Raw genomic sequence first — 24550 nt, 5'->3', positions numbered from 1 at the left:
CGGCATCGGGGAACTCATGGGCAACCGGAGTCGGCTGCAGGAAGTCGAGGTTCTTCTGGATCGACCCGCCGAAGCTGGCGCCGATAAGCGCGGCTGGCCGCGTAGTTGGCCCGTCCAGTGTTCTGGATCGGACCACGGCCGCGATAGCGGTAGCCATCGCCACTCGCCTCATCACCGTTGCCCAGCCGATTGGCGTAAGCGTTGTTGCCGATCGCAACCGGCTTCCGTTCCAGCGCGCGCGCCAGGTCGTTCGGCTTCCTTGGCTTGGCCTTTAGGTCAACGGCGTAGCGGCTGGGCCAAGTGTCGGCCATACCCTGCGCACCATAGTTCAGGTTTTCGATGGTCCGGGTCAGGCTCGCCGACTCGTGACCGACCTGCGCTAGAAACGCCGCCACCCGCTTCGAGGTGCTGATGCCGAACGCCGTGCAGGCGTCGGTCATGGGCTGGGCCCACTGCGCGGCGACGGCGGCACTGCAGCCGACTGCCTGCTGGATTGTCGAGGCGGTCAGGAGCATGGCAATTCCGGAAATGAAAAACCCCGGCTTTGTGGCCGGGGTCGGGTCGTGCGCAATGGTAGTGAATCTACCCCCAGAATTGCGGGAGTGTCACTCCCGCAATCAATCGATCAGGTCAACCTTATTCCGCACGTCTTCGATCACCTGGTTCCACAACACCTGAACGATGTCGATGTTGCTGAACTTCGCGTCACGGGCAGTTTCCGTGTCACTGCTCACAGCCCACTTTCGGCCATCGCTCACGCTGCTGGCGTGGGCCATGATGGCGCCGCCACCTTCCTGAGCAAACAGGCTCACATCGAAGGTCGTTCCGTCCACATCCACCTGCTCGCTCTTGACCAATCGAAGAGCCACCAATCCGTTTCCATTCACTGCGACGTTCTCCATAAACCCGGTGTGGGCTGCCTATTATTGCCAATTCTACGCAGCTTGGCTCAACGCGCTCCCAAGCGCCCAACACGCCTCCTGCTCGGCCTCGGTCATCTTCTGCAGCAACCACTCGTAGACCCCGCGCCACTTCGCCCGGTAGGTAGACTCGTCACGTCCGATGGCAGCCGCACGGCGCCGGTCACTGACCGGCCCCACTCCCGACCCACCGCACACCTTGCAGGGCACCAGCAGCTCCCCCACCATCGCCTGGCCCCTCCCCTCGCAGGCCGCGCAATGCGGCCGCTTGGCGATCTCGCTGATCACTGCCGCCGCCAGGGTCGGCAGCGACTCCAAGGTGCTGATCGGCCAACACTGCGCTTTGATCCGGCCCAGCCGCTGCTGGGCTGCGTCACGATTCGTCCGCTGTTCCGCCGTCGCCGCGCCGACCCAGCCGATGCACACCTCGGCCAAGCCGAGATCCGTCCGAGCCTCAGCCAGCCGGCGCTGCTGACGCTGAAGCTCCGGCGTCACCAGCGCGATTACCGCGTCGCGCAGCTTGTGCCGGCGCAGCGCGGCGCCATCCGGCCACCAGCACGCCTCCAGCAGCTCCCGACCCAGCCCAGCCGGCACCATCCCCAGCGCCGCGGCGATGTCCTGGTTCGTCAGGTCGGGCTTCCCACCGCCTCTGCCGATGTCGAACTTCACGGTGCTCGGCCCCAGCCGCGCCATCGTCTCTCGTGGATTCATCCCCGTTCCCCTGTCGTTGATTCGCCGGCCGCCGCCGGGCCGCCCGCAATCCGCACCACCACCTGGCCACCCTTGCGGACCTCGCTGCTGACCAGCGGGTGGCTGATGAACCGCTTGTCATCGATGCCGAGCGCGTCGGCGATGCCGTCCCGGTACGGCTTGAACCGGGCCAGCATGTTGTCGTCGTCGGGCAGGCGACGGGTTGGCGGGTGGAAGGTGACGTGCAGGTGCAGACGGCCAGTGGGCAAACCGGCGTCGCTCCAATCCGCTTGGATGGCTGCAACCAGCGCGTATTGCCTCGCCACCTTGGCGAACGCAGCACGTCGAGACCAATGAACGCGAGCATTCGGCGACAGCTCCTTGCTCGGCCACGGCAGGATTAGCTCGTTCATGCGCGCACCCGCAGGTAGCCCTGCTGCCACAGCTGCAACATGGTCAGGTCGTGCGCCCGCTGCCAGATTTCGGCCTTCTCGTCGCGGGTGAAGCACTTGCCTTGGTCGAGCTCGCGGTGGCAACTCCGGCAGCCACTAGCGAAGAAGCAGTCGTGCGCCTTGATGCTGCCGCCCTTGCCGTGGCGGGACTGGTTGCTCTGGCACGGCTCGCCCGGGCCGCCCTCGCACACCCCTTCGATCTGCAGGGTGCAGCTGAGCTGGTAGGCCAGGTTCAACAGTGCTCGGTCGCGGTAGTTTCCGTGCACTAAAACCCCTCCTCGGAACTCGCAACACCAGCTAGAATTTGACCACAAATCAAGGGAATTTTGCTGTGGCGAGAGAGCCAATTCGTTGGACGAACGTTGTCTTGATGTGGGCCTGCATAGCGATAGGTTTTGTCTCTGCTTACACGATATCCATCTACCCATTTCGCATTTGGGTTGATAAGGAGGCTGGGCAAATTTGGCCAGCGTGGGTCCAAGCGGTGGGCAGCGTCCTTGCAATTCTTCTTGCTGTCGCAGTGCCAGCTGCACAGCACATGCTCTCGGAGCGTCGCCGAACGCTTGAATCTGAAGACCGAGCGCGCAGCCTCGGGCTCCATCTTCTCCCTCACATTCGTGACTTTGCTGAGAAGAACAAAGCTCTCTGGAAACATGAAAATCCGGATGCCGAAAGCTACGAGAACGACGGCGAGAACGGAGGATTTGCAGGACCACGCACCCTTGCCGCCCTCGATATACCTCATGAGATCCACGCTTCCATTACCGATATCCACCAACTTGGCCCTGCCGCAAAAGGCCTTCAACAAGCGATCTATGGCGTGATTGCTGCCAAGAAGCTTATTGGAACCAAGTCCTTCAGCACTCTCAACCAGTACGTCAGGACCAGTACTGTGAACAACTACATAGAAGACAAGAAGGCGTTCTACAACCTCATGTTTGGCGTGCTCAATGGACTCACTGATTCGCAGGGCGCGATTGAAGCGATGTTTCCTGTAAATGCCAGACCGGATGCAAAGCACCAGTAGCAGGCACATCAAGCCAACCTCAGGGTAGACGACAAAGCGCCAGCCGAGCTGCCATGTGCCGGCTTGATTCGTCACGTGTGTGGACTGCTTGGAATGATCACCCTGCAGTTGGCCGTGCCACAACAAGTGCAGGTTGTCGCTCAGACGCTGGCGGCTAAACCACGCCGAATGCCCGGCGTTGATGTCCTTGGCAAACCTTCTGCGCGTGCTGTACTTGGTGAAGTTCATCAGCGTCTGTTCCTCATCGTGCTGCGGCGTGCCGCGATCAATTTCTGGTCCCGCTTGTCCCACCCGGCCTGCCAGCGCCGCCGCCGCGTCATACCGTCCTGCCCCATCTCGTACCGCGGCGCTGATTCCCGGCCGCGGCAGGCATCGCGTGCCCAGCGGCCGGCCTGCTCCGCCTGGACCAGTTCCGCTTCAGTCACCATCGAAGTTCAGTTCAGCCGCGGCTCGCTCCATGGCAGCGCGCGCCGATTCCCGGTCACGTACCGGCCGTACGCCATGCTTCTCCTGCTAGATCGCCAGCACCGGCTGCGGCAGCGGCTTGCCGTCGACCACGTGCTGGACAGCGCGCGTGTAGGCTCCCTCCAACATCCGCCGCTGCTGCGATCCATGGTCGGCCGAGGCGTAGACGTGCAGATCCAGCAGCGAGCGCACCAGCACGGTGAAGCCGCTCTGCGGCCGGCCCGGCGCCATCTCCCGCTCCACCGCCGCCATGACCGGAATGTCCAGGCACATCGTCAGGAACCTCGGTGGGTTCGGCGGCCACTCCCTGCCCTCGGTCAGGCAGCAAGCCATGCCGCGCGCATGCTGTGCCCGGCTGCGGCCCTTCAGCACCTGGAACCACGTTCCGGCCGCGATGGTCAGGCTGCCGTCCTTCTTGAACGGCGCCGCGCCGTTCTCGCTCTCCCACTTCCCCGGGAACATGGCTGTCATCTGCTTCCAGAATTCCCACAGGTAGGCCGATTGCGACTCGCTCAGCGGCTCAGCCGACGACGGCAAACTCGGCGTCGACGACATCGCTTGGCTCGAACCCAGCGCCGCCACCGTGGCCACCGCCTCGGCGTTGGGCGTAGAACTGCTGCTCGAGCTGCTCGGTGCGGTCGGCAGAACCGTGTTGAGGGCTTGCATGCGTTGCTCCTGCGGATGGCTGGGCGACAGGGAACACGGGCAGCGACAGGCCGGCGGCCATGGTCTGCTTCAGGGATTCGTTGGGGTCGTGGCCGGCGGCGATCAGGTCCAGCAGCTGCTGGCGGACCTGCAGCCAGCCCTGGACCGACAGCGGCCGGCGGATCGCGGCGCGGTGCCGGACGAACCGGGCCAGCTGCTCGCGGTCGACGCCGGGCGGCGTGCTGCCGAATCCGGCCAGTTCGCGGTCAGCCTGCTCGGCGGTCAACGCCAGCGGATCCCGGCCCCAAGCCGGAACCGTCGTCGTCCGGGTCGGCGGCACAGCGCTCCTTAGCCTGACCTCCGCCGAGGCCCGCGAACTGGCCGAACACCTGGCCGTCTGCGCCGACGCCATCGACGAAGGCGCGACCGAAGTCGCCACCATCGCCCGCTCCAAGCCGCTGGCGCTCCAGCAGGCGGTGGCCGCATGAGCGCCGTCATCCTCCAGTTCCCGACCCGGCGCGTCCGCGCCAAGGCCGTCGCCGACGCCGTGCGACACGCCGCGATGCGGCTCGGATACCACCCGCACAACGCCGACTGTGCCGCAGCCATCGCCCGTAAGGACTTCCTCAGTGGCCGGTACAGCGCAGCGCGCGCCGTCAGCGAAATGGTCGACCAGCTCGGCGCCGCCATGCGCCAGATGCGCACCAAAGGCAGTGCTGTATGAGCGCCAAGGTGGAGAACCAATCCAGGGCGCTCGAGCGCTTCCGTGTGGACACCTCCCAGCACCGGATGGAGGTGCTGCTGGACAACGGCATCTATCGCCATCTCCGGTTCAAGCGCCCGGGTAGCTACGCGTTCTCGTTCGACGTTGTCACCTGGCCCGGATACCTGGCGATCAGTGGCGACATGGGCGACTCCATGTTCAGCCGGCTCTGCGACATGTTCGAGTTCTTCCGGTGGAAGGCTGACGGGGATGAATCCGGGCAGCTGCGCATCAACCCCGGCTACTGGGCCGAGAAGTGCGTCGCCAACGACGGGGACAAGCGCGAGTTCCGCGCCGATCTGTTCGAAGCACTGGTTAAACAGCGATTCGACGAGTTCATCGATGAACACCACGATGACGACGACGGCGAGCCGGCATGGGCACCGCAGCTCTGGGAGGAACTGCAGGATGAGGTTCTCCACATAGGTGGTGAATCCGTCGCAGAGGCCATTGGCGCGATGGATCGGTTTGAGCCGAGCAAGGATGAGCCCTTCGCGCGATTCCGATTCACGGATGCCTGGGAGTACGGCAACCAGCTGCAGGACTACACCTTCCACTTCTACTGGCGCCTCTACGCGATCGCCTACGCCGTCCGGGCGTACGACGGCCGGAGCGTGCCGGCATGACCGACCACGACTTCTTCGCCGCCATGGCCGTCGGCATCCCGCCCATCAAGCCTCCGGCGGCACCGGCGCCGGTTTGGATCGGCCTCGACCTAGCCAACGGCCCCGACATGCACACCGAGGTCGGCAGAGCCGCCGACGGCGCGTTCTACGTCATCACCGAGGAACAGAACCATGGATAAGCCCACCTACAGCTGGTCCTTCGACGAAGAGACCTACCACGGCGAATTCGGATCGATCGATGAGGCCATGAAGGCAGCGTTCGACTGGGAAGTGCGCACCGCCGATGCCAGCGAGTTGCGGCCGGGTGTCCACATCGGGGAGCAGGAGCCGCTTCTTCCTACCAGCGTCGTCCATGCCGAAGCCATTATTGATTGGGCCCGGGACCAGATGCTGGACCAGATCGGCGAAGCGGCCGAGATTTTCCTGGAATCGGTGACGCCTGCACAAAAAATCAGGCTGGACGCGTTTTTGAATGACTGGATTCGCCTCGTAGAAGGCAACACCAGCTACTGGACGATCACCAACAGCGCCTTCCACCGCTTCGCCGACTACGGCCTGCGGCAGGAGGCCGACTAATGCGCCACCTGGCCCTGCCCTTCTTCTGCGCCGTCGTCGTCGGCCTGCTCCTCGCACTGCTCGCTTGGGCCCTGCGCAACCACGTCGACCGGGTCGCACTCGCCTGCGCCATCGGCGCCGTGTTCTTCGCATGGCGCTGCTGGGAAGACCTCCGCACGAGCTGGCCGGCGTTCAAGGCCGAGATGCAGCGCCGCAGCGATGAACGGCAGCGCGCGCCGCTCGCCGCCGACGACACCCACTGAGCAACCGCCCGCCCGGGGCACCGGGCTCCGTGCCGACCGTACTTCCACAAGTCGGCAACCCATTCCAGGAGTCCAGCGTGCGTAACCAGCTCGACATCTTCGACCACGACCCAGCCCGCATGGCAGCGGCCAACCGCGCCGCCGCCGACCATGCGCTGCACGACAAGCAGTTGACCGAAAGCGAGCGCCTGGAGCGCGCCGCCTTCTACATCCGCGAGGCAGAGCGCTGGGAATACAGCACTGCCCTCGGCGGCCAAAGGATCAACGGCGCAGAGGAGCCGCGAGCATGAGTGGAACGCTCACATCCAATTCAATGCAGAAGTCGAGTGATCTCGGAAACTGCTTTCCGCATTTTCTCATCCGCTTTTTCGATCAGAGCTCTGGTCGCAATCCAAGCGCGCCCGTCATAAACGATTGGATCCCCTGGCCAATGATCCGGCGCGATGTACTCAGCAAGATCTTCGCTAAGTTCTCTGAAATGTTGGTAGGCGGATTGCGCCGCAGCAGCCGCAGTCCCCAATTGCCCAATCGACTCAATAGTGGGCGCGAAGCTATCGAAGCAACGCCTCAGGTATCCGACACCGAAGTCCTGTCCCGATTCATCAGTACCGATGAAACTCGGATTGCGACCAGCCGCGAGTTGGCTGAGCGACCAGGCCAAGGACCTCTCTGCCTCTCTGAATTTTGGCAACACAACGAGCGCGGCATTCCTCGCGGCAGTGGCCTCTGCTGCCCTTCTGTCAGCAAGCGAGGCGTGGTGCAACCACACGCTTACGCCGACAGCGAGAAGCGAACCGCCGGCGCTTATCCATGCTGCCCAAAGTTCCCCATTCATTTCTTATTCCTCTCGCATCCTTCGATGGAAGGACGTTACCCAATTTCACAGGGAAATGCGCATGGCTGACGGTTCTCGCTCCTTCAACTTCCCTGCTCCACAGCGCTCCCGTCTGCGACCGGGCGAAATAGTGGTGGACCTGTTCGCGGGCGGTGGCGGGGCATCGGAAGGGCTCAAACAGGCCCTTGGCATCGATCCCGCCCTGGCCTACAACCACGACGAGCTGGCCATCGGCATGCACGCCGCCAATCACCCGCTGACCCAGCACCACCGCGAGGATATCTGGCACGCAGACCCGCGCGTGGACGTGGCCGGCCGTCCCATCGGCTGGTTCCATGCCTCGCCCGACTGCACGCATTTTAGCCAGGCCAAGGGCGGCCAGCCGCGAAGCCGGAAGACCCGCGCCCTGTCGTGGGTGGTGTTGAAGTGGGTTGGCCAGCTGCTGCGCGCCGATCGCCTGCACGGCACCAACACCGCGCCGCGCATCATCTCGATGGAGAACGTTTGGCAGATCCTCACCTGGGGTCCGCTGGTTGCGAAGCGTTGCAAGGACACCGGCCGCGTCATCAAGATGGACGGCACCGTTGCAGCGCGCGGCGAGCGCGTGCCGGTCGAGAACCAGCAGCTGGTACCGGACAAGCGCCACAGCGGACGCACTTGGCAGCAGTTCGTGGCCGCGCTGCGTGCGCTGGGCTATGCAGTCGAATGGCGCAAGCTGGTAGCCAGCGATTACGGTGCCGGCACCAGCCGCGAACGCCTGTTCCTGCTCGGCCGCCGCGACGGCGAGACCATCGTGTGGCCACAAGCCAGCCACGGCTCCGCACCGGGGCAACAGCCGCAGGTGACCGCTGCCGACTGCCTGGACTTCTCCATCCCCTGCCCGTCCATCTTCACCCGCGCCCGGCCGCTGGCCGATGCCACCATGCGTCGCATCGCCAAGGGCGTCATGCGCCACGTCATCAACTCAGCCGATCCCTTCATTGTTCCGGTGACGCACCAGGGCGGCGATCGCGTCCACGACGTGCGTGATCCCATGCGCACCATCACCGCCGCCAACCGCGGCGAGCTGATGCTGGCCGCGCCTGAGCTGGCTCCCTTCATCGCTGAGCATGCGAACAGCAGCCATGCGCTCGGCTCCATGCGCGCAGACGAACCGCCGCGCACCGTCTGCGCCGGTGTGAAGGGTGGCCACTTCTCCATGGTGACGCCGATCCTTGCCGGAGTCGGCGGCCGGGCCGGTCAGTCCGAGCCGCGCTCAGGCGGCGAACCGCTCTACACCATGACGACCAAGGCAGACACCGCGTTGGTGGCGCCGCACCTGGTCAAGTTCCGTGGTGAGAGCATCGGCACGTCGGCGAGCGAGCCTGTGCCCACCATCACCTCTGGTGCTGGTGCTGCGCGCCCGGCCGGCGCCGCGCACGCTCTCGGCGTGGCGACCGCATTCCTTGAACAGGCCAACGGCGGCCTCTATCAGGGCGCTGGCAACGATGCCCGCGACCCGGTCAGTACCATCACCGCCAGTGGCAGCCAGCAGCGCCTGGTAAGCGCCGACCTGGCCCAGCTGTCGCCCGATCAGGAGGCCGGCGCACTTCGCGTGGCAGCGTTCCTAGTGAAGTACTACGGGACCGGGGCCAACGTGCCAGCCCTACGCGTCCCGGTCGACACGATCACCACCCGAGATCGCCTCGAACTGGTGACCGTCCATGTTCAAGGCACGACGTACGTGATCGTGGATATCGGCCTGCGCATGCTCAAGCCGCACGAGCTTTACCGCGCCCAGGGCTTCCCGCCAGGCTACATCATTGATCGCACGGCCAACGGCACGCCGCTAAGCACCAGCGCCGCCGTGCGCATGGTCGGCAACAGCGTCAGCCCGCCACCGATGCGTGCCTTGGCCGAGGCCAATCTGGACCGGGTGCCGGCCGACATGGCGGAGGCAGCATGACTGCGTCAGTTGCCATTGGCCCAAGCCTCAACAGCTCCCCGTGCGGCGTCCTTTGCCTCTTCCTCACTACGGTATGCGACCCGATAGGAAGGCAGGACCTCCCCGCTCTCCAGACAGATCTTTTTGAGATGCACGCAACTCGACGACTCGATCCAAAGCAGTGCCGTGAAGCGGCGCCCCGCGGCGAAAAGTTGGACTTCGTGCATGTTGATTCGTTCGAAATTCATAACGTTAGTCCCAGTGCTGACGGCTCTTCTGAACTTACGACGCTCATCCCTTCGCAAACAAGCGTTTCGTTACAAGAACAGTTGACATGACGACACATGCCCATGTACCAACACCAGCGACAGCGATTGAAGTCACCAAGGCTTCGTCGCCTGTCGCCGCGGTTCTCTCCGCGATGCGGCGTGTTGATCCTGCCTCCTCTGTTGATGGTCGCCAGGTGCGCGCCTGGGCCGACACGCTGATGACCGCGCTCTACACCGCACAGCCTGTGCGCTGGGAGTACAGGCTCAAGGGCGACTTCGCGCCAGGCTGCTGGATGCAGGCCGACGCAGGGCACGTCTACGGCGCCCACCAGCGTGGGCTCGTTGTCCGCGCCCTGTTCGAAACCCCACGCGTGATCCAGCCGGAGAAGCTGCACGAGTTCAGTGGACGCGTGTGCGTCCGCTGCGGCGACAGCGAGGATTGGGCCGGCCCGGATTGTGAGCCGCTGGTCCAGAAAGTCGACCCGCGCAAGCGCCTACCCGTCGAACCGAGCTGGTTCCTTGAGCCGCTGAAGTGGATCCGGGACGCCGGCCCGGATCCGGTCAGCGCGCACGAACGTCGCCGCAGGGCCACCGAAGCCACCTTCCTGATTGAACAGCTCGAAGCCCACATCGAGGAGTGCAACAAGCCATGACCCAGGAACATATCAGCCACCCGGAAGGGTTGCCGAACTGCGCCGCCGGCCACCGCGCGCGCCACATCCACGACAAGCGGTGCGCGGCCGCCGGCGGCGGCCACCTGGTCGAGTGCGCCTGCAGGTCGACCAGCAAGCATGCCGACCCCGACGCGGCCATTGCGGCATGGCGCCGGCTCAACCGACCACCGCGTAGCGCGCGGGCGCCAGCCCTGCCGGCCGTCGCTGACAACGTTGTGCAGTTCAACCTCAGCCTCGCCGAGCAGGCGCCGGCCAGGAGGAAAGCCACGGGAGGCGCTAATGGGCGCCGCTGAAAGGCTCGATCTATCGGGGAAGGATTGGCTGACCGTTGAGGAAGCCGCCCACTACTGCGGCGTGTCCAACAGCCAGTTCAGGAAGAACGCCATGTGCTACGGGCTCACGCCCCGCCGCTTCATGGGAAAGCAGTTGTACGAAAAGGCGGCGCTCTATGCCGCGATCGAAGGTGCAGAGGAATGGCAAAGGTTCGACTCTACTGGCGCGGCAGCAAGGCCTACCTCGACTGGGCGGAAGGCGGCGAGCGCTTTCGCCGGTCCATTGGGCAACCTGACGCCCGTGAGGCGGAGAGAATACGTGCCGCGAAAGAAGCAGAACTGACCCACGGGGTGCCGATCTTGGCGCGGCTGCCAAAGGTCCGCGACTACTTGGAGTGGTATCTGGACTGGTACGAGGCCGAGCACCCCACCACGATTTCGAAGGCCAGGAGCGAAGTGAAGCGCTTCATTGAGCGCTTCGGCCACCGGCCGATCGACAGCATCCGAGCGGTCGAAGTGGAGCAGTACAAGCGCGCTAGGCTGCTAGACGACAAGGCGGCAAAGGAAACTGTGGGAAAGGAGATTAGACGGCTGAAGGCGGCGTTCAACCGCGGCGTCGAATGGAAAGAGCTGGACGTGAACCCGCTGGCTTCAGTGAACGCGCCTCGCGGTGTGCGGAGCGTGGCCGTCAAGTTCTATGACCGGGCGGCGATGCGCCGGCTCTATCGGGCGAACCCTGCGCGGGCGCCGCTTTGGCTCTTTATGGCCCACACCGGGCTGCGGCGAGGCGAAATCATCGGCCTAGACAAAAGCTCGGTGGTCGCAGGGCGCCTGCTCGTGGAGAGCGACCCCGACGAGAAGGGTGAAGGCCGGACAAAGTCCGGCAAGTGGCGGGAGGTTCCCCTCAACCGCTATGCCCGGTGGGCGCTGCGGCGCCTTCCAGATCCACTCGTCACGGTGCACAAGGACACCCTGTCAGATTGGTTCAGAAGGGACTCGGACGCCGCCGGTATCGGCGGGCACCTTCACCGACTGCGGCACACCTTCTGCGCTCATTTGGTGATGGCAGGCGTATCTCTGAGACGGATTCAAATACTTGCGGGTCATGCTGACTACGCGACAACGGAGAAATACTACGCCCATCTCACGCCAGAGGGCGCGGAGGACGCTGTAGCGACCCTCCGCTTCTAAGCCATATTTATTCGGCAACTCGCAGCGACCTGAATATTATCAAATATCTTTCATGAATAAATAAAAACGCTCACATAGCAGAACTTTGCGCAGCCTCTTCGGCCAACTCGTCCAACAACTCGTTAAGTTCGTCAGACCGCTGACTGGAAGAAGGACTGTTGCGACCGTAATTAATTTTCGCTGAGCGAATGACCCTTTCCAGCTCATTGGTCAAATCCGCTTTCCGCTCAGCCAAAACGTCGTGGGACCACTGAGGAGGCAGCCCCCTTTTTCGAGCTTCAGTGAGTAATGGAGCGTACATTAGCTGCATGTAAGTATAGAACTCTCTTGCCCTTATCACTCGTAGCCGGACCCTGCGCAACTTGTCGCGAGAAGCTTCGACTTCCTGCGTGAATTGCTTAAGCTTCAGCCAGACGCTCAGCTCAGGAATATAAGTGTCGTACATTACGTTTTCAATGAACGTAAAGTTGGAAATAAGCTCCCTGACTATATAACCACCAAGCCTTGAAGGTATGTAGCTAGACGCAAGCGTTGCTTCACCATGGCCTGCGGTGAAGAGGAACCTAAATGAGCAAAGGTCCGACAAAACCCTCTCAGTGTAGGAGTCGCCGACACCGATCTTTCGCATGCTCTCAGATATCATCGAGCCATCCACCAAGCGAAAGCCAGATTCGCCGGCATACGAAACAATGGCAGACAGGACAAATAGCCGTAGCAACTGCATCTGATCCGACGCCAGCTGCGAATCAAAGGGATTGCCGATCGAAGACGAATCCTCGCGGTAGACTGTCTTAGTCCCCAACATGATGGCCCTGAAAGCTTCATGTTTCGGAAGAATGTACCGGCCAGTGTTGCGATAGTGCTCAATGGCTCTACCGGGATTAGTATAGCCTCGCTCCAAAAACTCACGCGTCATACGCAGCGCAAGACGCACGTCCTCCGTTGCGAGCACCTCTATCCGTTGCCCGATCTCTGTCCCCAGAACGGACCCCTGCAACAGATCCACGATTTGACTGGCATCCTCCACCGTGATATGCGCGCCATTCTCGGCTGTGAAGTCGCCTTTCTGACCTTTGGCCAGATATCGAACCAAATCAAACCGCTTGGAAAGCACGCTAGCGATACGCGGAGTGTCAATTTGAACAGTCTCAAAATCGAAAGCGTCAATTGCAGGACTGTTTCTATGTTTAGCAAAGGTAGCCTGACGCAAGCATAAAATTAGGTTGAGAGAAAGTGCCCTGGAGATGCTCAGCGCTTCAGTGAAGAGTCGCGACTGGAGATCCTCGTCCTCGATCTGGTCAACATTATCGATGACGAGAAAGAACGGCGAAATCTTTGTGGCATGCCGGAGAACTTTCTCGACATACGGATCAATTCGATGGTAGTCCGCCATCATCATGTCCGTAACTCTTCTGGCAACCTCATCCTCTGCGTTCGCAATAGCGAACATGGGCCCAGACTTCATGGCCGCGATTTCGGAGGCATACGCTTTCTTAACGCAATGCTCACCACTGCTCAGGAATGGATCTGAATTGATATACTCAAGAAGAGATCGGTAGATAAATTCAGCGGGAGCGCGACCCGAAGCATTGTTCAGGAAATCGAGGTGGAGCCAATGTGGATGCGGACTTACAGATGGCTTCTCGAAAATATCTTTCAGCCTGACCTTCCGCATATAGTGTAAGAACGTTGTCTTGCCTGCCCCGACAGTCCCGAGCACGAGCATGGCCAAAGATCTCGGCGATGGTGCGCCACCGGCCCGGACTGCCTGTTCGCGAAATCTCTTCTCGACTGCTGTGCTGTCGGCTGACTTCATAGGCCTGCGGATTGCCCCACCGACTACAGACGGCCGCTTCGCCACGTTCATTCTGATCTTATGATCGAACTTAATGGATTCAGGTGCAGCAACGTAGCATCGCTCAAAGGAGTCGCTGTTCAGTTCCGCGATTGAGTCCGAGAAAGCAGTGACGACCTGATCCTCGATGAGGTGAAAGACGGGGTTACGCCGAGCTTCTTGCGCATTATTGGAAAAAAATGTCCCTAACTTTCTATTAGCGCCCTGGTTGCCGGATCGACCCAAAAGAGCAGGCTCCAAGCTACCCGAGATAACCGAATCTCTGCTCAAGAGATCATAAAACTCTTGATAGCTTTCACTCAATGCGTCTTCGAGGGACCAGAATATCAACGCTGTCGAGTCATGGAACTTTACTTGATCATGCCGCTGAGCGGGATATACAGCCCACACCTGGCCGTTAGTGGCAATGGCATAATCTACGCCAAGTTTGCGGGCATAATCGCGGGCCTGCTCTATTGCCTCACCAAGCTCGCTCTGCAGGAAGGAGCGCGTCAGCTTTACGCGACGCTGCCCTGGCTCGGCTGTAAATGCCAAACCCACCTTTTTCGCCTCCACCACGATCGCAGCATTTGCGGCCCTCAAAACATAATCAGCGTAAGTAGTCGCACCGTCCTCAGTAACGTGCTCCTCCGGCGATATATCCTCGTCGAGCCAGCCCAACACTTCTCGCAGGATGCGATCGATAACCTTGAGTCTTGTAGCTGCCTCATTGGCGTTCTGGAGATCCAGCTTGCCGAAGCTTTTCAGAAGCTTCAGTCCGTGCTCATTAGTCATGATGCGTCCTAGCAACAGGGTTAGTGGACGCAATTCTGACCCTGCGGCATGGCAGCACTGAGTTGCACGCGAGCGTAAGAACTGCGGTCAAGCGCGACGATAAGCATACAGCCGCCCGCCCGCAAGCTTTGCAGCCTCGGCGCTAAACGTCAGCCCCAACCTGTCGGAAGGCCCTCATCGTGGCATGCGGGGCTTGACCATCTGGTCGCCAGCCCAAGGTGCCCGGCGCGCACGAAAGGCCTCCCAGAAGAAAAGTCACTGTGCCAACTGTGCCAAGTATCAGCCAGATAAGACCAAGCCATGGCAGGTTAGATGCCTGCAGATGCTTATAACCTATTGATCTTGGTGACCCCGGCCCGATTCGAACGGGCGACCTTCCCCTTAGGAGGGGGACGCTCTATCCAGCTGAGCTACGGGGCCATGCAGCCGGGAAGTTTACAGGCAACACACCCTGCCCTCCAAGCATTCGTGCTCCACACGGCGGCGCTGGCGCGTTGCACCATGGCCGGACAGGCCGCTCTGCTACCATCGGCGATTCAGTTCATCGCGCCCCCCACCTGCCCGCGATGGCACCAAACAACGTAACGAAACACAGGAGTCTGCATGTCTTCCGAGCTGCTCAAGTCCCTTGGCCTGGACGCGATCAACGCTGGCACGTACCTGGGCAACGGGGAGTGGTCGAGCGCGACCAGCGGTGAGCTGATCACCCCGGTCAACCCGACCACCGGCGAGCCGATCGCGCAGGTCCGCGCGACCACCGAGGCCGAGTACGAGACAGTCGTCGCCCGCGCCCAGGAAGCCTTCAAGATCTGGCGTACCACGCCGGCCCCGCGTCGCGGCGAAGCCGTGCGCCTGTGCGGTGAAGCGCTGCGCAAGCACAAGGACGCCCTGGGTTCGCTGGTGGCGCTGGAAATGGGCAAGAGCAAGCCGGAAGGCGACGGCGAAGTGCAGGAGATGATCGACATCGCCGATTTCGCCGTGGGCCAGAGCCGCATGCTGTACGGCTACACCATGCATTCCGAGCGCCCCGGCCACCGCATGTACGAGCAGTACCACCCGCTGGGCCTGGTCGGCATCATCTCCGCCTTCAACTTCCCGGTCGCGGTGTGGAGCTGGAACTCGTTCCTGGCCGCCATCTGTGGCGACGTGTGCATCTGGAAGCCGTCCAACAAGACGCCGCTGACCGCCATCGCCTCGCTGAAGATCTGCAACGACGCCCTGCGCGAAGCCGGCTTCCCGGACATCTTCTTCCTGATCAACGATGCCGGCACCGCGCTGTCGGAAAAGATGGTCGATGACCGTCGCGTGCCGCTGATCAGCTTCACCGGCTCGACCCAGGTCGGCCGCACCGTCAACGAGAAGGTCGCGCGTCGCCTCGGCCGCTGCCTGCTGGAACTGGGTGGCAACAACGCCATCATCCTGGACGAAACCGCCGACCTGAAGCTGGCCGTGCCGGGCATCGTGTTCGGCGCCGTCGGCACCGCCGGCCAGCGCTGCACCACCACCCGCCGCCTGATCGTGCACCGCTCGATCTACGCCGACGTGCTGGCCACCCTGGTCAAGGCCTACAAGCAGGTCGAAGGCAAGATCGGCGACCCGACCGATGCGGCCAACCTGATGGGCCCGCTGAACAGCGACGGCGCCGTGCAGCAGTTCCTCGATGCCATCGCCCAGGCCAAGGCCGCCGGCGGCACCATTGAAACCGGCGGCACCCGCATCGACCGCCCAGGCAACTTCGTGCTGCCGGCCATCGTCTCCGGCCTGAAGAACAGCGATGCCGTGGTCCAGCACGAGACCTTCGCGCCGATCCTGTACGTGATGCCGTACGACACCCTCGATGAAGCCATCGACATGCAGAATGGCGTGCCGCAGGGCCTGTCGTCCTCGATCTTCACCCAGAACCTGAAGACTGCCGAGAAGTTCCTGTCGGCCGCTGGCAGCGACTGCGGCATTGCCAACATCAACATCGGCACGTCCGGTGCGGAGATCGGTGGCGCCTTCGGTGGCGAGAAGGACACCGGCGGCGGCCGCGAGTCCGGGTCGGATGCGTGGAAGGTCTACATGCGCCGCCAGACCAACACCATCAACTATTCGGACTCGCTGCCGCTGGCCCAGGGCATCAAGTTCGATCTGTGATGGCAGACGTTTCTGCCATGGCTGCGGGTCAGAGCCCCTCCGGGGATCTGACCCCTGCCCAGGGCCGGATCCCCAATGGGGCTCCGACCCTCGATTTCACCGGTCGCCGCGTGCTGATCGCCGGCGGCAGCAAGGGCATCGGTCGTGAAATGGCGCTGGCATTTGCCGGCGCCGGTGCGCAGGTCTCGGTCTGCGCACGTGGCCACGCCGGCCTGGATGCCCTGCGTGCCGATGCGCAGGCACAGGGCACCCCGCTGCATACCGTCTCCGCCGATCTGGCCGACGCCGGCCAGATCCAGGCCTGGCTGCAGGCCGCTGCCGATGCGCTCGGCGGCATCGATGTACTGATCAACAACGCTACCGGCTACGGCATGGCCGACGACGAGGATGGCTGGGCCGCCAGCCTGCAGATCGACCTGATGGCGGCGGTACGGGCTTCGCGCCTGGCACTGCCGTGGCTGCGCGCATCCAGCGATGCCTGCATCCTCAACCTGTCCTCGATCGCCGCACAGCAGCCACGCCCCGGTGGCGCGCCCTACGCCGCCGCCAAGGCCGCGCTGTCGCACTACACCACCTCGCAGGCACTGGCGCTGGCCAAGGACCGGATCCGGGTCAACGCCATCGCCCCCGGTTCGATTGAATTCGATGACGGCCTGTGGGATCGCCGTCGCACCGAAGATCCGGCGCTGTACCACGGCACCCTGGCGAAGATCCCGTTCGGCCGCTTCGGCCATCCGCGCGAGATCGCCGACGCGGCCCTGTTCCTGTGCTCGCCGCTGGCGCGCTGGATCACCGGCCATGTGCTCAATGTGGATGGCGGCCAGGTGTTGATGGGCTGACACCGGCACTCCGGTAGCTGCCAACCTTGGTTGGCATGCCTTTCGTCGACCAAGGTCGACGCCTACCCTGATGAAATGGCTTTCGTCGACCAAGGTCGACGCCTACCCTGCTGAAATGCCCTTCGGCGACCAAGGTCGACGCCTACCAGGGCTGGCACCTCGTTTGTCGACCAGGGTCCACGCCCGCCATCGCATCCGCCGGGCATGGGATTGCCCGGGCAGAGGCTCTATCATGTGCACACTGCCAAGGAGGACCCCGATGAGCGTGGCACCCCGACAGACAAGCGCCCTGGCCGTAGTCAGCCTGGTCATGGGCATCGCCAGCTGGACCGTCCTGCCCTTCGTGGCCAGCATCGTGGCGATCGTCACCGGCCACATGGCCCGCGCCGAGATCCGCCGCCGCCCGCAGGAACTGGAAGGCGATGGCCTTGCCGTCACCGGTCTTGTGCTGGGCTGGGTGATGGTCGGCGCGGTAGTCGCCGCCATCCTGGTGTTCATCCTGTTCTTCGGCGGCCTGGCGTGGCTGGCCGCGGTGTCGAACTGACGCCATGACCACTTCCGACAGCACTGAACGCTTCAGCAGCCGCGTCGCCGACTACGTCCGCTACCGGCCCGATTACCCGCCCGCGCTGCTGGAATGGCTGCATCGCCCGATGGATGTCAGTCACCAGGCCCGTGTCGCCGACATCGGTGCTGGCACCGGCATTTCCAGCCGTCAGTTTCTGGCCAGCGGTCATCCGCTGGTGGCGGTCGAGCCAAACGGCGCCATGCGCGCCGCCGCCGAAGAGTGGCTGGCGCCGCAGTATCCGGGCTTTTCCGCCGTCGATGGCCGCGCCGAGGCCACCGGCCTGGACGATGCCAGCATTGATCTGGTCAGCGTCGCGCAGGCGTTCCACTGGTTCGACACCGTGGCGGTGCGCGCCGAGTGGCAGCGCATCCTCTACCCCGGTGGCCTGGCACTGATCTACTGGAATTCACGCCTGCTCGATGCCAGTCCATTCCTGGTCGGCTACGAACAGCTGCTGCTGGACTACGGCACCGACTACACCGCGGTGGCCGAGCGCTACCAGGACGATGCCACCATGCAGGCCTGGTTCGGCCGCGGCCTGCGCGGCATGGTGGAGTTGCCGAACGTACAGCATCTGGACTTCGACGCCCTGCGCGGGCGCCTGCTGTCCTCCTCCTACGCACCCCAATCCGGTCATCCTCGCCACGCGCCGATGATCGACGCTCTGCAGGACCTGTTCGCCGCCCACGCGGTCGACGGCCAGGTCGCTTTTGAATATCGAACCCGAGCCTTCCTCGGCACGCTGGACTGAACCGACGCATGTATTCGCTTGCCCGCCCCTTCCTGTTCTCGCTCGACGCCGAGCGCGCCCACGGCCTCGGCCTGTCCGCACTGGACCTGGCCTACCGCACCGGCACCACGCCGCTGCTGGCCGCACGCATCGCGCCGATGCCCAGCACGGTGTTCGGGCTGACCTTCCCCAATCCGGTCGGCCTGGCCGCCGGCCTGGACAAGAATGGCGAGCACATCGATGCGCTGTTCGCGCTCGGCTTCGGCTTCGTGGAGATCGGCACCATCACCCCGCGCCCGCAGGCCGGCAACCCGCAGCCGCGCCTGTTCCGCCTGCCGGAACACAACGCGATCATCAACCGCATGGGCTTCAACAATGCGGGCGTGGACGCGCTGGTGCGCAATGTCGAGCGCGCGCGCAACCGCCGCGGCCTGCTCGGCATCAACATCGGCAAGAACAAGGACACCCCGAACGAACAGGCGGTGGACGATTACATCGCCTGCCTGGACAAGGTGTATCCGCTGGCGGACTACGTCACCGTCAACATCTCCTCGCCCAACACCGCCGGCCTGCGTGAATTGCAGGAAGAGACCGCGCTGCGCCAGCTGGTCAGCCAGTTGCGCGACCGCCAGGAAGATCTCGCGGCGCGCCACGGCCGCCGCGTACCGATGCTGGTCAAGGTGGCGCCCGACCTCAGTGACCGCGACATCGATGCCGCCGCGCGCGTGCTGGGCGAAGTGCAGGTGGACGGCGTGATCGCCACCAACACCACCATCGACCACAGCAAGGTGGCCGGCGATCCGCTGGCCAACGAGGCCGGCGGCCTGTCCGGCGCACCGGTGCTGGAGCAGTCCACCCTGGTGCTGCGCCGACTGCGCTCGCGCCTGCCCGAATCGGTGCCGCTGGTGGGGGTCGGTGGCATCCTGTCCGGTGCCGACGCGGTGGCCAAGATGGCCGCCGGCGCCGCGCTGGTGCAGTGCTACAGCGGCCTGATCTTCCGTGGCCCTGCCCTGGTCTCCGAATGCGTGGAGGCGATCCGTCGCCGCCGCGAAGCGCCGAGCCGCGGCGCGGTGGCCCCACTGTGAGCGCGCCCATGGATACCGTCGACGGCAACGCCCCGCTGCGCTGGACGCTCACCCGCAATGCGCCACTGCAGGCGCTGAACACCTTCCATGTGCAGGCCAGTGCAGCCCAGCTGCTGGAACTGCACGACGCGGCCCTGCTGCCGGAAGTGCTGGCGCTGCCCGAAGTGGCCAGCGGCCCACTGCTGGTGCTGGGAAGCGGCAGCAACGTGCTGATCGCCGAAGACCTGCCAGGCACGGTACTGGTGTTCGGCAACCGTGACATCAGTTTCCTGGAACACCGCGCTGACCACGCAGTGATCCGCGCCGGGGCCGGCGTGCCCTGGCATGGCCTGGTGATGTGGTCGCTGCAGGAAGGCTTGTCCGGGCTGGAGAACCTGGCCCTGATTCCCGGCACCGCCGGTGCCGCGCCGATCCAGAACATCGGCGCCTACGGTGCGCAGGTCGGCGAGTTCATCCAGGCGGTCGAGGCCTGGGACTGCCAGGAACAAACCTGGGTACGGCTGGACAACGAGCAGTGTCGCTTCACCTACCGCGACAGCGTGTTCAAGCAGCAGATGGACCGTTACCTGATCACTGCCATCGAGCTGAAGTTGCCATTGCTGCATGACCTGCGCATGGACTACGCCGGCATCCGCGAGGAACTGCAGGCGCAGGGCGTGGAACTGCCGGGTGCGGTGGACGTAGCCAATGCGGTGATCGCGATCCGCCGCCGCAAGCTGCCCGACCCGGATGTACTCGGCAATGCCGGCAGCTTCTTCAAGAACCCGGTGCTGCCGCAGGAACAGGTTGACGTGCTGCTGCAGCACTTCCCCGACCTGCCGGTGTTCCCGTCCGAGCAGGACGGCAAGCGCAAGGTCTCGGCGGCCTGGATGATCGAGTCCTGCGGTTGGAAGGGCTTCCGCGAAGGCGATGCCGGCGTGGCCCCGAGCCACGCACTGGTGCTGGTGAACCATGGCAACGCCAGCGGTGCAGAGTTGTTGGCACTGGCGCGCCGCATCTCGGCCTCGGTACTGGAGAAGTTCGGCGTACCGATCGAACCGGAGCCCCGCCTGCTCGGCGCACAGTGGTGAACACCCCCGCCCTCTCCCCCAGCGCCGCCCCGATGCGGGCGGCGCTGCTGATGCTCGGCAGCACGATGGCCTTCGGCCTGATGGCGGTGGCGATTCGTTATGCCACCCGTTACGTGCCGACCCAGGAAGTGGCGTTCTTCCGCAATGCCTTCGGCCTGCTGGCACTGCTGCCGATGCTGTTGCGCCCGGGCCATGCGCCGCTGAAGACCCAGCAGCTGCCGCGCTATTTCGTGCGCAGTGCGATCGGCCTCGGTTCGATGCTGTGCGCGTTCTGGGCACTGGGCCATCTGCCACTGGCGCAGGCGGTTTCCCTCTCGTACTCCACGCCGTTGTTCGTCACCATCGCCGCCGTGCTGTGGCTGGGCGAGACCGTGCGTATACGGCGCTGGGCCGCGGTGGTGGTTGGATTCATCGGTGTGCTGGTGATCGTGCGCCCCGGTACCGCCGGCTTCACCGCCGGCAGCCTGGTAGCGGTGGCAGCCGCCGTGCTCAGCTCATTGGTGGCGATCCAGATCAAGCAGCTGACCCGTGTCGACAGCGCTGACACCGTGGTGCTCTACACCTACGTGTTCTGGGTGCCGCTGTCGCTGGTCCCGGCACTGTTCGTCTGGGTCTGGCCCTCCGGCATGGCGTGGCTGTGGCTGCTGGCCACCGGCGTACTGGGCACCGTCGGCCAGCTGCTGTGGACGCGGGCGTTGCGGCTCGGTGAAGTCTCGGCGCTGACCCCGATCAGCTTCCTGCAGCTGCCGCTGGTAACGCTGCTCGGCTGGCTGCTGTTCAACGAAAGCGTGGATCGCTGGACGCTCATCGGTGCCGGCATCATCCTCGCCGCCAACGCCTACATCGCCCACCGCGAAGCCGTGTTGTCGCGCCGCGCCGCAAGCGCGGCGGCCTCGGCAGCAGCCAAGCCCGCCGAATGAAAACCATCTGCATGGACAAGCCATGGGGCCTGCACGGGCAAGCCATGGGTCGTGCATGGACAGGCCATGGGTAGAGTCGACTGTTAGTCGACTGCTTTTCGTTCGGAGCGGGCAGAAACCGCGCTGCGCGCGATAGTCGACCAACAGTCGACTCTACCCGGGGAGATCCTGGCAACGGCCTGGAACCTGATCCAGCGCGCGATATACCCGCTCCGCCGCATCGAACACATTGCCCGGTGCGAACTGCTCCCCCAGGTAGTGCAGCGACTGCCGGCGCAACTGCGGCGATCGCTCCTCTCCATCGCTGCCCAGCAGCACCTGCTGGAACTCGATCAGGTCCTGCAGGATGCGCCAGTGCCGGTACCACGCGATCCAGCGCGGGTCGCCGCGGTCGCTGCCATAGCCCTCCTCGAAGCCCAGCGGATTCTCACGCCCCCAGCGCCCGCCAACCGCGGCACCGATGAACATCAGGTCACGCTCACGCGGGGCCAGCGACAGGCCGTCCCAATCGATCAGGTGCAGGCCACCGTCATTGCCCATCAGCAGATTGCCGGCATGCAGATCGGTATGGCACAGGTGCAGGTCAACCGGAACCCCCTGCAATGCCGCGAGCAGCTGCAGTGCCTGCGCGTGCAGCGCGGTGATGCGCGCATGCTGCTGGTCCCATACCGAAACGAATGCGCGGCCCAGCCCGTCCTTCGCGGCCGCCAGGCCCTCGCCGGCCAGCCATTGCCCGACGGTCTCCAGCGCCGCGGTTTCCAGCCGTACGATCGGCAGTGCCTGCTGCAGTTCCGCCGGCAACTGCGCGCCATGCAGCCGCCGCAGCACCTCCCCCAGCCGTTTCCACTGCGTGCGGCTCAACGCCGCCTCGAACCCGGACTGGCCTTCCACATACGGGAACAGGGTGAACTGCAATCCCCAACGCTGCACAGACGCGCCACCGGTCAACGCCGGCCACGGCGCGACGATCTCATCGATACCCAGCGTGCCGCGCATCCAATGCAGGCTGTCCCACACCGCTGGGGCGACCTGGTAGGTACGGCATTTCAACCACCACTGCCCGTGCCGCGCATCGACGCGATACACGCTGGCATTGGCGTCGGCGCCCACCGGGCGTGGCACCACGGCGGTGGGGGTGATGCCATAGGATTGTTGCAGGACTTCGCCGAGATGCTGCGCCGAAGCGAATGACATGGATGCAAGCAGAAAGTGTTACCTGCCACCACTATCGCAGATGCGTTCGTCGCGGCACAGACATGTCCGTCACAACATCGCTTCAGCACGACCAGGGAACTAGCCTGCGATGCGCCGCATCACCGTCTCCAGCGGGCCGCGTGCGAACTGCCACGACCATAGCCAGGCCGCGCCCGTCGCCAGCATCAGGAACAGCAGCGCCCACAGCAGCACCGATGCGAGCGACGCGCTGCCATCGAGCAGGCCCAGGCTTTCCAGCGTGCCCATGCCCAGCAGGATGTGGCCCACATACAGGGTCAGGGTCATGCGTCCGGCCGCGGTGAACGGCTCCAACCAGTCACCCGGTCGCACACGCGCCAGCCACAGGCAGGCGGCGATGACACTGCAGGCCGCACCCGCCCCCGTAAGCACATAAGCCGGTCCCGGCGGCATCGGCTGCGTTCCCAGCCACACCTGCCAGGACGTTCCCTGCGCAAGCTGCTGCACGCCATGTCCAGCCCCGATCAGCAGCAGCCCCAGCACCAGCAATGCATGCTGTACCCGCGGCTGCGACAACTGAAGCCGTGCCAGAAGCATCCCCAGCAGGAAGAAGCACAGCCACGGCATCAACGGGTGGAAGCCATTGAACAGCAGGTTGCGGGCCGCGCCCGGCCATTGCCACAGGCCGGCATATTCCAGCGTCTGCCAGTTCCAGCCTTCGCTGTAGTTCAAGTGCAGCAGCGCCCAGAACGAACAGGCGGCAATGGCCACGATGCTGGCCAGCAGCACGCGCGGCGAGGCACGCAGCCACACCACGGCCAGCGCGAAATACACCGCGTAGTAGTGCAGGATGTCGGCGGGGAACACGGTCAGATTGAGCAGGCCCAGCACCAGCAGGAACAGCGCGCGCCGCCAGGTCTGCACACTGGCCGGCCACCATTGCTGCCGCTGCGTAGCCAGCACCAGGCCAAGACCGGCCAGGGTGACGAAGGTCGCCGACGCCTTGCCTTCCAGCAGATGGAAGAATCCTGCCAACCAACCCTCACCCTCTGCCGGCACGGCCATCGCCAGGCGGAAGTTGACCAGCACCATGCCGGCCAAGGCGAGGTAGCGGGCCAGATCAAGGCCGTGCAAGCGCCGGTCAACGGCGCTCATGCGCGTGCCCCGAGCAGCAGCGCGAGCAGGCCAAGATCCAGCGATGCCCCATCGGTGCCATCGGCTTCGCCCAGCCCCCGACGCAGTGCATCGCTTTCGATGGCATCCAGCAGCACCTGCGCCTGCAGTGCCGCTGCCAGCACGGGACGCCGCCGCTCGCGCTGAGCCAACTGCTGCAGGGCTTCGGCCAGCGTCGCCTGCAATTGCCTGCGATTGGCCGCGAAGGCCTCGGCCACGGCCGGATTGCGTGCGCTCTCGGCCAGCACTTCGACGGCAAGCGTCGCCCATTCCGGCTGGCGGCACAGTGCGTGGAAGTCCTGAAGGAAAACCAGTACCTGTGCACGCTCGCCATCGGACGCGGCCAGTCGCTGCAGCAAAGGTGCCAGTTCTTCGCTCTCTGCCACCGCCACGGCAAGGATGATCGCTTCCTTGCCCGGGAAGTGGTTGTAGAGATTGCCCAGGCTGACGCCGGCCGCCTGCGCGATGTCACGCATGCTGGTCTGGTGGAATCCCCTGACGAGGAAGCACTGCAGGGCGGCCTGCAGGATCTGCGCGATGCGTTGCTCGTTGCGGTCGGTTCGGCTCATGGTGCAGATAGTGAACGAACGTTCGTCCATTTAAAAGATAGGCCTCAGATCATCGCCGGGCTTCGTTCAGCCAACCTTGACCTCAAC

General features: G+C 64.0%; 30 protein-coding genes and 1 tRNA gene. 18 read left to right on the top strand and 13 right to left on the bottom strand.

What is annotated here, in order from left to right:
- Window positions 1-14: 14 nt before the first annotated feature.
- From AC5P9P_RS15550 to AC5P9P_RS15515, 8 genes are all read right to left on the bottom strand, one after another.
- On the bottom strand, window positions 15-515 hold the full coding sequence (locus AC5P9P_RS15550; protein ID WP_495232931.1) for a glycoside hydrolase family 19 protein: 501 nt from the start codon (window positions 513-515) through the stop codon (window positions 15-17).
- Window positions 516-617: 102 nt separating this feature from the next.
- Complete coding sequence (locus AC5P9P_RS15545; protein ID WP_495232930.1) at window positions 618-869, bottom strand: hypothetical protein; 252 nt, start codon at window positions 867-869, stop codon at window positions 618-620.
- 66 nt (window positions 870-935) lie between these two features.
- Complete coding sequence (locus tag AC5P9P_RS15540) at window positions 936-1631, bottom strand: hypothetical protein (protein ID WP_495232929.1); 696 nt, start codon at window positions 1629-1631, stop codon at window positions 936-938.
- Window positions 1628-2023 (bottom strand): RusA family crossover junction endodeoxyribonuclease, encoded by a 396-nt coding sequence (locus AC5P9P_RS15535; protein ID WP_495232928.1) that lies wholly within the window; start codon window positions 2021-2023, stop codon window positions 1628-1630. The genes AC5P9P_RS15540 and AC5P9P_RS15535 overlap by 4 nt, the downstream gene beginning before the upstream one ends.
- Window positions 2020-2298 (bottom strand): hypothetical protein, encoded by a 279-nt coding sequence (locus AC5P9P_RS15530; protein ID WP_495232927.1) that lies wholly within the window; start codon window positions 2296-2298, stop codon window positions 2020-2022. Before AC5P9P_RS15530 ends, AC5P9P_RS15535 begins: the two co-directional genes overlap by 4 nt.
- A 29-nt stretch (window positions 2299-2327) precedes the next feature.
- Window positions 2328-3317 (bottom strand): hypothetical protein, encoded by a 990-nt coding sequence (locus AC5P9P_RS15525; RefSeq protein ID WP_495232926.1) that lies wholly within the window; start codon window positions 3315-3317, stop codon window positions 2328-2330.
- Between the two features lie 285 nt (window positions 3318-3602).
- Entirely contained in the window at window positions 3603-4109 is a 507-nt protein-coding gene (locus AC5P9P_RS15520) for a hypothetical protein (protein WP_495232925.1), read from the bottom strand.
- Entirely contained in the window at window positions 4075-4485 is a 411-nt protein-coding gene (locus tag AC5P9P_RS15515) for a phage replication initiator YdaU family protein (protein WP_495232924.1), read from the bottom strand. Before AC5P9P_RS15515 ends, AC5P9P_RS15520 begins: the two co-directional genes overlap by 35 nt.
- A gap of 198 nt (window positions 4486-4683) precedes the next feature.
- Between AC5P9P_RS15515 and AC5P9P_RS15510 the strand changes: the two genes are divergently transcribed.
- The 11 genes from AC5P9P_RS15510 (at window position 4684) to AC5P9P_RS15460 (ending at window position 11571) form a co-directional block, all read left to right on the top strand.
- A complete protein-coding gene (locus AC5P9P_RS15510; protein WP_495232923.1) occupies window positions 4684-4923 on the top strand; it encodes a hypothetical protein in 240 nt (79 codons plus the stop codon).
- Entirely contained in the window at window positions 4920-5588 is a 669-nt protein-coding gene (locus AC5P9P_RS15505) for a hypothetical protein (RefSeq protein WP_495232922.1), read from the top strand. Before AC5P9P_RS15510 ends, AC5P9P_RS15505 begins: the two co-directional genes overlap by 4 nt.
- Window positions 5585-5767: a hypothetical protein gene (locus AC5P9P_RS15500; protein WP_495232921.1), complete on the top strand. Its 183-nt coding sequence runs from the start codon at window positions 5585-5587 to the stop codon at window positions 5765-5767. Before AC5P9P_RS15505 ends, AC5P9P_RS15500 begins: the two co-directional genes overlap by 4 nt.
- Entirely contained in the window at window positions 5760-6164 is a 405-nt protein-coding gene (locus AC5P9P_RS15495; RefSeq protein ID WP_495232920.1) for a hypothetical protein, read from the top strand. Before AC5P9P_RS15500 ends, AC5P9P_RS15495 begins: the two co-directional genes overlap by 8 nt.
- On the top strand, window positions 6164-6406 hold the full coding sequence (locus AC5P9P_RS15490; protein WP_495232919.1) for a hypothetical protein: 243 nt from the start codon (window positions 6164-6166) through the stop codon (window positions 6404-6406). Before AC5P9P_RS15495 ends, AC5P9P_RS15490 begins: the two co-directional genes overlap by 1 nt.
- 77 nt (window positions 6407-6483) lie before the next feature.
- Window positions 6484-6696 carry a hypothetical protein gene (locus AC5P9P_RS15485; RefSeq protein ID WP_495232918.1) on the top strand — a complete coding sequence of 71 codons (213 nt, stop codon included), beginning with the start codon at window positions 6484-6486 and terminating at the stop codon, window positions 6694-6696.
- Complete coding sequence (locus tag AC5P9P_RS15480) at window positions 6693-7310, top strand: hypothetical protein (protein WP_495232917.1); 618 nt, start codon at window positions 6693-6695, stop codon at window positions 7308-7310. The genes AC5P9P_RS15485 and AC5P9P_RS15480 overlap by 4 nt, the downstream gene beginning before the upstream one ends.
- Window positions 7303-9186, top strand: a complete 1884-nt coding sequence (locus AC5P9P_RS15475) for a DNA cytosine methyltransferase (protein ID WP_495232954.1) — start codon at window positions 7303-7305, stop codon at window positions 9184-9186. Before AC5P9P_RS15480 ends, AC5P9P_RS15475 begins: the two co-directional genes overlap by 8 nt.
- Window positions 9187-9499: 313 nt before the next feature.
- Entirely contained in the window at window positions 9500-10087 is a 588-nt protein-coding gene (locus AC5P9P_RS15470; protein ID WP_495232916.1) for a hypothetical protein, read from the top strand.
- Window positions 10084-10401: a hypothetical protein gene (locus AC5P9P_RS15465; protein WP_495232915.1), complete on the top strand. Its 318-nt coding sequence runs from the start codon at window positions 10084-10086 to the stop codon at window positions 10399-10401. Before AC5P9P_RS15470 ends, AC5P9P_RS15465 begins: the two co-directional genes overlap by 4 nt.
- Window positions 10402-10581: 180 nt before the next feature.
- A complete protein-coding gene (locus AC5P9P_RS15460; protein WP_495232914.1) occupies window positions 10582-11571 on the top strand; it encodes a tyrosine-type recombinase/integrase in 990 nt (329 codons plus the stop codon).
- Window positions 11572-11641: 70 nt separating this feature from the next.
- Here the strand turns inward: AC5P9P_RS15460 and AC5P9P_RS15455 are convergent, their stop codons facing one another.
- Window positions 11642-14200 (bottom strand): hypothetical protein, encoded by a 2559-nt coding sequence (locus tag AC5P9P_RS15455; RefSeq protein ID WP_495232913.1) that lies wholly within the window; start codon window positions 14198-14200, stop codon window positions 11642-11644.
- A 343-nt stretch (window positions 14201-14543) separates the two neighbouring features.
- Window positions 14544-14620: transfer RNA gene (locus AC5P9P_RS15450), tRNA-Arg, on the bottom strand.
- Between the two features lie 183 nt (window positions 14621-14803).
- Between AC5P9P_RS15450 and amaB the strand changes: the two genes are divergently transcribed.
- The 7 genes from amaB to AC5P9P_RS15415 all read left to right on the top strand — a co-directional run bounded on the left by amaB (window position 14804) and on the right by AC5P9P_RS15415 (window position 21548).
- Complete coding sequence (gene amaB, locus AC5P9P_RS15445; RefSeq protein ID WP_049403192.1) at window positions 14804-16336, top strand: L-piperidine-6-carboxylate dehydrogenase; 1533 nt, start codon at window positions 14804-14806, stop codon at window positions 16334-16336.
- Window positions 16336-17175: an SDR family NAD(P)-dependent oxidoreductase gene (locus AC5P9P_RS15440; RefSeq protein ID WP_049430871.1), complete on the top strand. Its 840-nt coding sequence runs from the start codon at window positions 16336-16338 to the stop codon at window positions 17173-17175. The genes amaB and AC5P9P_RS15440 overlap by 1 nt, the downstream gene beginning before the upstream one ends.
- A 259-nt stretch (window positions 17176-17434) precedes the next feature.
- Entirely contained in the window at window positions 17435-17719 is a 285-nt protein-coding gene (locus tag AC5P9P_RS15435) for a DUF4190 domain-containing protein (protein WP_049403190.1), read from the top strand.
- A gap of 4 nt (window positions 17720-17723) precedes the next feature.
- Window positions 17724-18494 (top strand): class I SAM-dependent methyltransferase, encoded by a 771-nt coding sequence (locus AC5P9P_RS15430; protein WP_495201984.1) that lies wholly within the window; start codon window positions 17724-17726, stop codon window positions 18492-18494.
- Window positions 18495-18502: 8 nt separating this feature from the next.
- Window positions 18503-19558 (top strand): quinone-dependent dihydroorotate dehydrogenase, encoded by a 1056-nt coding sequence (locus tag AC5P9P_RS15425; protein ID WP_495232912.1) that lies wholly within the window; start codon window positions 18503-18505, stop codon window positions 19556-19558.
- A gap of 8 nt (window positions 19559-19566) precedes the next feature.
- Window positions 19567-20628, top strand: coding sequence for a UDP-N-acetylmuramate dehydrogenase (gene murB, locus AC5P9P_RS15420; protein WP_111188032.1), 1062 nt, complete (start codon window positions 19567-19569; stop codon window positions 20626-20628).
- Between the two features lie 32 nt (window positions 20629-20660).
- Window positions 20661-21548, top strand: a complete 888-nt coding sequence (locus tag AC5P9P_RS15415; protein ID WP_032966688.1) for a DMT family transporter — start codon at window positions 20661-20663, stop codon at window positions 21546-21548.
- Between the two features lie 153 nt (window positions 21549-21701).
- Here the strand turns inward: AC5P9P_RS15415 and AC5P9P_RS15410 are convergent, their stop codons facing one another.
- The 3 genes from AC5P9P_RS15410 to AC5P9P_RS15400 all read right to left on the bottom strand — a co-directional run bounded on the left by AC5P9P_RS15410 (window position 21702) and on the right by AC5P9P_RS15400 (window position 24463).
- The gene (locus AC5P9P_RS15410; protein WP_111188031.1) at window positions 21702-22742 is read right to left on the bottom strand and encodes an aminoglycoside phosphotransferase family protein; all 1041 of its coding nucleotides are present in this window, start codon (window positions 22740-22742) and stop codon (window positions 21702-21704) included.
- Between the two features lie 99 nt (window positions 22743-22841).
- Complete coding sequence (locus AC5P9P_RS15405; protein ID WP_049403186.1) at window positions 22842-23876, bottom strand: DUF418 domain-containing protein; 1035 nt, start codon at window positions 23874-23876, stop codon at window positions 22842-22844.
- Window positions 23873-24463 (bottom strand): TetR/AcrR family transcriptional regulator, encoded by a 591-nt coding sequence (locus tag AC5P9P_RS15400; protein WP_033834488.1) that lies wholly within the window; start codon window positions 24461-24463, stop codon window positions 23873-23875. Before AC5P9P_RS15400 ends, AC5P9P_RS15405 begins: the two co-directional genes overlap by 4 nt.
- Window positions 24464-24550 lie beyond the last annotated feature (87 nt).

The organism is Stenotrophomonas sp. YJH_SMC_14-1, assembly GCF_059372275.1.
The sequence above is the reverse complement of the archived record's forward strand: the minus strand, read 5'-3'. Positions and strand labels throughout refer to the sequence as shown.

What these genes read in the sequence shown, in the direction of transcription:
- AC5P9P_RS15460 (WP_495232914.1), top strand. Translation starts at nt 10,582, where the DNA reads ATGGCAAAGGTTCGACTCTACTGGCGCGGCAGCAAGGCCTACCTCGAC.
- AC5P9P_RS15540 (WP_495232929.1), bottom strand. Translation starts at nt 1,631, where the DNA reads ATGAATCCACGAGAGACGATGGCGCGGCTGGGGCCGAGCACCGTGAAG.
- amaB (WP_049403192.1), top strand. Translation starts at nt 14,804, where the DNA reads ATGTCTTCCGAGCTGCTCAAGTCCCTTGGCCTGGACGCGATCAACGCT.
- AC5P9P_RS15435 (WP_049403190.1), top strand. Translation starts at nt 17,435, where the DNA reads ATGAGCGTGGCACCCCGACAGACAAGCGCCCTGGCCGTAGTCAGCCTG.
- AC5P9P_RS15480 (WP_495232917.1), top strand. Translation starts at nt 6,693, where the DNA reads ATGAGTGGAACGCTCACATCCAATTCAATGCAGAAGTCGAGTGATCTC.
- AC5P9P_RS15430 (WP_495201984.1), top strand. Translation starts at nt 17,724, where the DNA reads ATGACCACTTCCGACAGCACTGAACGCTTCAGCAGCCGCGTCGCCGAC.
- AC5P9P_RS15510 (WP_495232923.1), top strand. Translation starts at nt 4,684, where the DNA reads ATGAGCGCCGTCATCCTCCAGTTCCCGACCCGGCGCGTCCGCGCCAAG.
- murB (WP_111188032.1), top strand. Translation starts at nt 19,567, where the DNA reads ATGGATACCGTCGACGGCAACGCCCCGCTGCGCTGGACGCTCACCCGC.
- AC5P9P_RS15440 (WP_049430871.1), top strand. Translation starts at nt 16,336, where the DNA reads ATGGCAGACGTTTCTGCCATGGCTGCGGGTCAGAGCCCCTCCGGGGAT.
- AC5P9P_RS15535 (WP_495232928.1), bottom strand. Translation starts at nt 2,023, where the DNA reads ATGAACGAGCTAATCCTGCCGTGGCCGAGCAAGGAGCTGTCGCCGAAT.
- AC5P9P_RS15425 (WP_495232912.1), top strand. Translation starts at nt 18,503, where the DNA reads ATGTATTCGCTTGCCCGCCCCTTCCTGTTCTCGCTCGACGCCGAGCGC.
- AC5P9P_RS15465 (WP_495232915.1), top strand. Translation starts at nt 10,084, where the DNA reads ATGACCCAGGAACATATCAGCCACCCGGAAGGGTTGCCGAACTGCGCC.
- AC5P9P_RS15505 (WP_495232922.1), top strand. Translation starts at nt 4,920, where the DNA reads ATGAGCGCCAAGGTGGAGAACCAATCCAGGGCGCTCGAGCGCTTCCGT.
- AC5P9P_RS15415 (WP_032966688.1), top strand. Translation starts at nt 20,661, where the DNA reads ATGCGGGCGGCGCTGCTGATGCTCGGCAGCACGATGGCCTTCGGCCTG.
- AC5P9P_RS15400 (WP_033834488.1), bottom strand. Translation starts at nt 24,463, where the DNA reads ATGAGCCGAACCGACCGCAACGAGCAACGCATCGCGCAGATCCTGCAG.
- AC5P9P_RS15550 (WP_495232931.1), bottom strand. Translation starts at nt 515, where the DNA reads ATGCTCCTGACCGCCTCGACAATCCAGCAGGCAGTCGGCTGCAGTGCC.
- AC5P9P_RS15525 (WP_495232926.1), bottom strand. Translation starts at nt 3,317, where the DNA reads ATGAACTTCACCAAGTACAGCACGCGCAGAAGGTTTGCCAAGGACATC.
- AC5P9P_RS15520 (WP_495232925.1), bottom strand. Translation starts at nt 4,109, where the DNA reads ATGTCGTCGACGCCGAGTTTGCCGTCGTCGGCTGAGCCGCTGAGCGAG.
- AC5P9P_RS15475 (WP_495232954.1), top strand. Translation starts at nt 7,303, where the DNA reads ATGGCTGACGGTTCTCGCTCCTTCAACTTCCCTGCTCCACAGCGCTCC.
- AC5P9P_RS15455 (WP_495232913.1), bottom strand. Translation starts at nt 14,200, where the DNA reads ATGACTAATGAGCACGGACTGAAGCTTCTGAAAAGCTTCGGCAAGCTG.
- AC5P9P_RS15490 (WP_495232919.1), top strand. Translation starts at nt 6,164, where the DNA reads ATGCGCCACCTGGCCCTGCCCTTCTTCTGCGCCGTCGTCGTCGGCCTG.
- AC5P9P_RS15405 (WP_049403186.1), bottom strand. Translation starts at nt 23,876, where the DNA reads ATGAGCGCCGTTGACCGGCGCTTGCACGGCCTTGATCTGGCCCGCTAC.
- AC5P9P_RS15495 (WP_495232920.1), top strand. Translation starts at nt 5,760, where the DNA reads ATGGATAAGCCCACCTACAGCTGGTCCTTCGACGAAGAGACCTACCAC.
- AC5P9P_RS15500 (WP_495232921.1), top strand. Translation starts at nt 5,585, where the DNA reads ATGACCGACCACGACTTCTTCGCCGCCATGGCCGTCGGCATCCCGCCC.
- AC5P9P_RS15470 (WP_495232916.1), top strand. Translation starts at nt 9,500, where the DNA reads ATGACGACACATGCCCATGTACCAACACCAGCGACAGCGATTGAAGTC.
- AC5P9P_RS15410 (WP_111188031.1), bottom strand. Translation starts at nt 22,742, where the DNA reads ATGTCATTCGCTTCGGCGCAGCATCTCGGCGAAGTCCTGCAACAATCC.